Source organism: Mycobacterium sp. (genome assembly GCF_049280035.1).
Lineage (GTDB): Bacteria > Actinomycetota > Actinomycetes > Mycobacteriales > Mycobacteriaceae > Mycobacterium.
In genome coordinates, this window is record NZ_JBAPPI010000411.1 from 1 (window position 1) to 5,236 (window position 5,236).

Genomic DNA, 5,236 nt, shown 5'->3' on the forward strand with positions numbered 1-5,236 from the left:
GCGTGGACCGGCGCCGGAGCGGCCACCGGAGCCGGCGCTGGGGCAGGTGCAGGTGCGGGCGGCGCCGGCACCACCGCCTTAGGCAACGGGGTCGAAACATGCCTGGGGGCCACCACATTTTGGGCAAGGCTGGGCCGCGAACTGACCGACGGTCGAATACTGAACGCCAGCGAAATCACCAATGCCACAACGCCTACGACAAAAATAATCATCACGCTCATCGCCGCCAAGAACGGTGTGCGAGTCGGCTGCCCGAACGCTGCCGCGCCGAAGTCCGGGTACATGCCGGTGGTGAAGTCTTCTTCCTCCTCGACATCGGCGTAGGCGTCGGGACCCCCTTGGGTGTAAACCGCCGCCGAGTCGTCAGCAACGGCGCTGTAGGCCAACGCGTCTGCATCCGGCTCGACACCCGCAGCCGCTGCGGCGACAGCCAGATACCCGGGCGCGAGCGCATGCTGGCTCACCGAACCGGTGCCCGGATCCAGCGCGTAGGCCAGCGCTTCGGTCGACGACGCGAACAACGGCGCACTGGCCGATGCCAGCGCCGCCCCTCTGGCCAGCGCCATGTCGGGCTGCTCAGGCACGGTTAGCGGAAGCGACGTCGCCGCCTCCAACGCCGGCTTGATCAACGGGACGTCGACACCGGAGCCCACCACCAACAAGCCCTCCGGGTGATCTTCTAGCGCCTCAGCCGCAGAGACCAGCCCGACCAGCTTGGCTACCGCCTGGTCATCGTCGTCGGGCAGCAGTTCACGGCTTACATCAGCAATCGAGCCGTCGGTGGTGTCCACCACTGCCAACGTCGCGGAATCGGGCTCGATGTACAGCAGCGCGGTGCGCGCATAACCGGTCGTGCTGCCCATCGACTGAGCCAACGCCGCCGCGGCCAAAAACGCCGAAACCAGCATGACGTTCTCGACCTTGCGGGCCGCCAACACGTCACGTAATTCCGCGGCTTGCAGCTGGTCACTCCATGTCACGCCGGTCGACAACAGCTGATAGCCGGCCTCGTCGGCGCCTTCACGAGTGCCCAGAATTGCCGCAACCACCTGATCCGGTGCGCTGAAGGTTGCCGGGTCTTCGCCGTCGGTGACGCCGAAGTTTTCCTCATCGACGGTGACGCCGTCGGCGTTTTCCCCCTCAACCAGCACCATGCGGACCGTCGTGGGTGCCATCGACACACCAAGAACGGTTTCCACAACTCCTCCATGTTGTTTGCCAGCGGTCCACTAACGGCAGGGTTCAGCGCATCGGCTGGGCTCCCCACCACAAGACTCATCGCCGCACCCCGGTGCGGCGTTACCGCTAACGAAGTTAGCTGGGCTATATGAAGTTCTAGTCAGAGAACGGTCGCCCCCGCTGACCCTTCATGCCGACAGTACCCCGCCACTGCCATGGCGGACGACTTAGTGGTGCCCGCCGCCTCCGCCGTGGCCGCCGCCACCACCGAAGCCGCCGCCTCCACCAAAACCGCCTCCGCCGAAACCGCCGAAGCCGCCGCCGCCGAAGCCGCCGCCGCCGAAGCCGTGGTCACCCCCACCGAAACCGCCGAAGCCGTGGTCACCCCCACCAAAGCCGCCCGGAGCTCCGCCATCCCCGTGGTTGCCGCCGAAACCGCCGAATCCGCGGTCAGCACCAGTGCCATTGCCGCCAACAGGGTTGCCCGGCATCCCCGGTGCGTCCGGAGCATGCATGCCCGGCATCCCCGGTGCCTCCGGAGCCGGCATGCCCGGCAACCCCGGTGCCTCCGGAGCCGGCATGCCCGGCATCCCCGGTGCATCCGGGGCCATGCCCGGCATCCCCGGTGCATCCGGGGCATGCATGCCCGGCATCCCCGGTGCATCCGGGGCCATGCCCGGCATCCCCGGTGCCTCCGGAGCCGGCTGGTGGACTGGCACCGGCTGGTGAACTGGCCACGGCTGGTGAACTGGCCACGGTTGGTGGACTGGCACCGGCTCATTGACCGGAGGCTGCGGCTGCGGCAGCTGCACCGGCGGCTGGGGTGCGGGGAAATGCCCCGGCGGCGAGCCCGGCAACTGCCCAGGAGGATGCAACCCCGGCAGGTTGAACGGAAGAGGATTAACCGGCGCTGGCGGAGCCACGTGAATCGGCACGGGCAACGGGATCAGCACAGGCACTCGGGGAGCGACGACCGGTGCCGGCGGCGCGGCCGGAGGCGGCGGGATTACCGGAACCGCAGCAGGGGGAGCCGGAATCGGAGCGTTCGCCAGTCGAGGCGCCACCACCGGCGCCGGCAGGCGATCGACCTGCGGCACCGGGGCGCTTGCCGGAGCCGGCGCGGGCGCCGGCGCTTGCGGGGTTGGGATAAGAAGGTTTTGCAGCGGCCGGGGCAGCAGCGCAACAGCACTCGGCCGGATACCGAGTGCTAGCGAGACCTCCAGCGCCAAGACTGCGGCAACAGAGGCCACCATCAATACGGTGCCGACGAGCAAAACCGGCCGGCGCTCGTGATGCTCGGTGCTGGCCAGATCCAGGAGGGTGGTCTCGGCTTCGGCTTCCTCATCCGGGTCGGCGCTATAGGCGAGGTCCTCCTCACCCAGCTCGGTGCCCGGCGGAACATCCGGCACCGCAAGGTATCCCGGGGACACCGCGTAGGGATCGATCACGCCGGTGACGGGATCTTGCGCGCAGGCCAGGGCAGCGGTCGACGACGCAAACATCGGCGCGCTGGCCGACGCCAGCGCAGCACCCCAAGCCAACGCTGTCTCCGGCTCTTCCGGTGCGCTCACCGGAAGCGACGTCACCGCCTCCAACTGCGGCTTGAGCGCCGCGATGTCCACACCAGAACCGACGAGGAACAGGTGTTGAGGATGGGGCTCCAGCCCGTCCAAGCCGGCGACCAGCCCGGCCAGCTCCGCAACAGTGTCGACGCTGGAAATGGACTCTTTGTGGACATCGGTGATGGAACCGTCGGCGGAGTCGACGACGGCCAGCGTCGCGGTGTCGGCTTCCACGAACAGCAGGGCGGTGTGCGCGTTGCCGGTAGCGCTGCCCACCATCTGCGCCAGCGCGGCCGCAGCCATAAAGGCCGAGACCAACATGACGTTTTCGATCTTGCGGGTGGCCAAGGCCTCGCGCAGGGTCGCAGCGTCCACCGGGTTGGTCCAGGTCACTCCCGTCGATGCCAGCACATAGCCAGCTTGTGTGGCGTCTTCCCGACTGCCCAATATCGCCGAGATCACTCGATCGGCGGCGCTCACCGTCGCTGCGTCGTCATCGCAGCTGATATCAAAATTGTCTTGGCCGACAGTGCGGCCGTCGGCGTTTTCGCCTTCCACCAGCACCATACGGACCGCTGTGGGTGCCATCGACATGCCGAGTACGACGTCCATCGCTCCTCCAAAGGCCCCCGTTAACCCCACGGTCTAAGCGGAGGAGTGCACCGCGCCGGCCGCCCATCTGTAGAGATGGTCGCGAAAAGGTCTATGCAGCGTTACAGCGCAAGTTATGAGGACCTTATGAAGTTCTGGTACGACCGAGACGGCGTCGGTCCGCGCTGACCCTGATACTTCGATCCCGCCCGCGCGCTGCCGTAGGGATGCTCGGCCGGGCTGGTCAACCGCAGGATGCACAGCTGACCGATCTTCATCCCGGGCCAGAGTGTGATCGGCAGGTTCGCGACGTTGGAGAGTTCCAGCGTGATGTGACCGCTGAAGCCGGGGTCGATGAAGCCGGCGGTCGAGTGGGTGAGCAGCCCCAGGCGCCCCAGCGACGATTTGCCCTCCAGCCGGCCCGCCAAGTCATCGGGCAGCGTGCACAGTTCCAGCGTCGAGCCGAGCACGAACTCACCGGGGTGCAGCACGAACGGTTCGCCGTTGACCGGTTCCACCAGGCTGGTCAACTCGTCTTGTTGCTGTGCGGGGTCGATATGCGTGTATCGGGTGTTGTTGAACACCCGGAACAGACTGTCGAGACGAACGTCCACGCTGGACGGCTGGACCAAGGCGTCGTCGAACGGGTCAATTCCCAACCGGCCGGCGGCGATTTCGGCCCTGAGATCACGATCGGAGAGCAGCACGCGACGAGCGTATCCGCTCGACTCGGGCTCGCGGAGTTGATGAACGACGCGACGCCGGGTGTTAGCCTTCCGAAGCACCGCGCCGATGTAGTTCAATGGCAGAACATCAGCTTCCCAAGCTGAATACGCGGGTTCGATTCCCGTCATCGGCTCCAATCTGAGCAGCCGCAACGCTGTTCGAACCCATCCAGCATCGTTTTTGGCACAGCCTGCATCTGCACCGACGCCTGCCCGTGCCGGGGCTAGTCACTGTGTTGTTGAATTCGACTCCGTTCCGAGATTGGTGCGTTGCGCAGTTGGAGCAGCAACCTATGCTTTTCCCGAGGATGCGACAAGGGAAGACGACCATCATGGCCGATAGGTTGCATGTGGATTTGGCGGCGCTGCAGACCGGCAGCGACCACATTGACAGCGCAGTCGGTGATGCCGCAGTGGATTTCATCGTCCACGAGGACGGGATTGCCGACGCCGCGCCGGGGTGGATCGGCGACTCAGCCAAGGCGCTCGACAAGTTGCTGGCCCACTGGCAAGTCAAGCACGCCAGTCATAAGCGCAACCTCGGGTCGCTGAACAACTTCGTTATCACCGCGGGTCAGGACTACACGACCAACGAGGACGCGTCGGCGCAGATGGTCCGCTCGATCAACCCCGGATGAGCCAACTAACCCCCAACGACGTCCGCCACTGGGATCCCGCTGCGATCCTTAAGGTATTCCAGGTCGCCGACGCACGGGCGGGCACCCTGCAACGGCTCGGGCAGGATTTGGGCCAGGTCGATGCGCAGCTACAGCAGTGGCAGGGCGAAGGCGGCGACGCCTTTCGGGCAGACCTGGGCAAGGCCCGCAAAGACATCGAGGCCGACGGGCGCCAGTCCAGACAGGTGGGCGCGGCGGTCTCAACCCTGTGGGAGGACGTGCAAATCTGCACGTCAATGATGAGCGAGATCGACCACGACGCGCAGGCCAACGGCTGGACCATCACCGACGACTGGAAAGTCGACATTGGCGACACCTGGCTGCTGATGGGATCCGAGGAAGCCGAGTTACAGCGCCAGATCCTGCAGTCCCACCTCGACACGCTCAACACCAAAGCCCACGCGACCGATCATGAGCTGGCCACCGCTTTGAACGCCGCCGTCGGCGAAACCCAGCTCGACTACAACGGGCGTGAAATCCCGCAAGCGCCACCACAACCGGG

At 66.0% G+C, this 5,236-nt stretch carries 4 protein-coding genes, 1 tRNA gene and 1 pseudogene; 3 read left to right on the forward strand and 3 right to left on the reverse strand.

Annotated features, from left to right (window positions below):
* The 3 genes from WAN71_RS13715 to dcd all read right to left on the reverse strand — a co-directional run.
* On the reverse strand, nt 1-1,199 hold a 1,199-nt coding region (locus tag WAN71_RS13715; RefSeq protein ID WP_422225857.1), incomplete at its 3' end, for a DUF7159 family protein.
* A 207-nt stretch (nt 1,200-1,406) separates the two neighbouring features.
* A complete protein-coding gene (locus WAN71_RS13720) occupies nt 1,407-3,353 on the reverse strand; it encodes a DUF7159 family protein (RefSeq protein ID WP_422225858.1) in 1,947 nt (648 codons plus the stop codon).
* Nucleotides 3,354-3,466: 113 nt separating this feature from the next.
* Complete coding sequence (gene dcd, locus WAN71_RS13725; protein ID WP_422225859.1) at nt 3,467-4,039, reverse strand: dCTP deaminase; 573 nt, start codon at nt 4,037-4,039, stop codon at nt 3,467-3,469.
* An 81-nt stretch (nt 4,040-4,120) separates the two neighbouring features.
* Between dcd and WAN71_RS13730 the strand changes: the two genes are divergently transcribed.
* The 3 genes and pseudogenes from WAN71_RS13730 to WAN71_RS13740 form a co-directional block, all read left to right on the forward strand.
* Nucleotides 4,121-4,194, forward strand: a tRNA-Gly gene (locus tag WAN71_RS13730).
* A 195-nt stretch (nt 4,195-4,389) separates the two neighbouring features.
* Nucleotides 4,390-4,695 carry a WXG100 family type VII secretion target gene (locus tag WAN71_RS13735; RefSeq protein WP_422225860.1) on the forward strand — a complete coding sequence of 102 codons (306 nt, stop codon included), beginning with the start codon at nt 4,390-4,392 and terminating at the stop codon, nt 4,693-4,695.
* A pseudogene (locus WAN71_RS13740) lies at nt 4,692-5,236 on the forward strand (hypothetical protein); the annotation flags it as partial. The gene WAN71_RS13735 and the pseudogene WAN71_RS13740, both read left to right, overlap by 4 nt.

Bases quoted from the DNA above. Each gene is read 5' to 3' on its own strand.
- WAN71_RS13720 (WP_422225858.1), bottom strand. From the start codon at position 3,353: ATGGACGTCGTACTCGGCATGTCGATGGCACCCACAGCGGTCCGTATG.
- WAN71_RS13735 (WP_422225860.1), top strand. From the start codon at position 4,390: ATGGCCGATAGGTTGCATGTGGATTTGGCGGCGCTGCAGACCGGCAGC.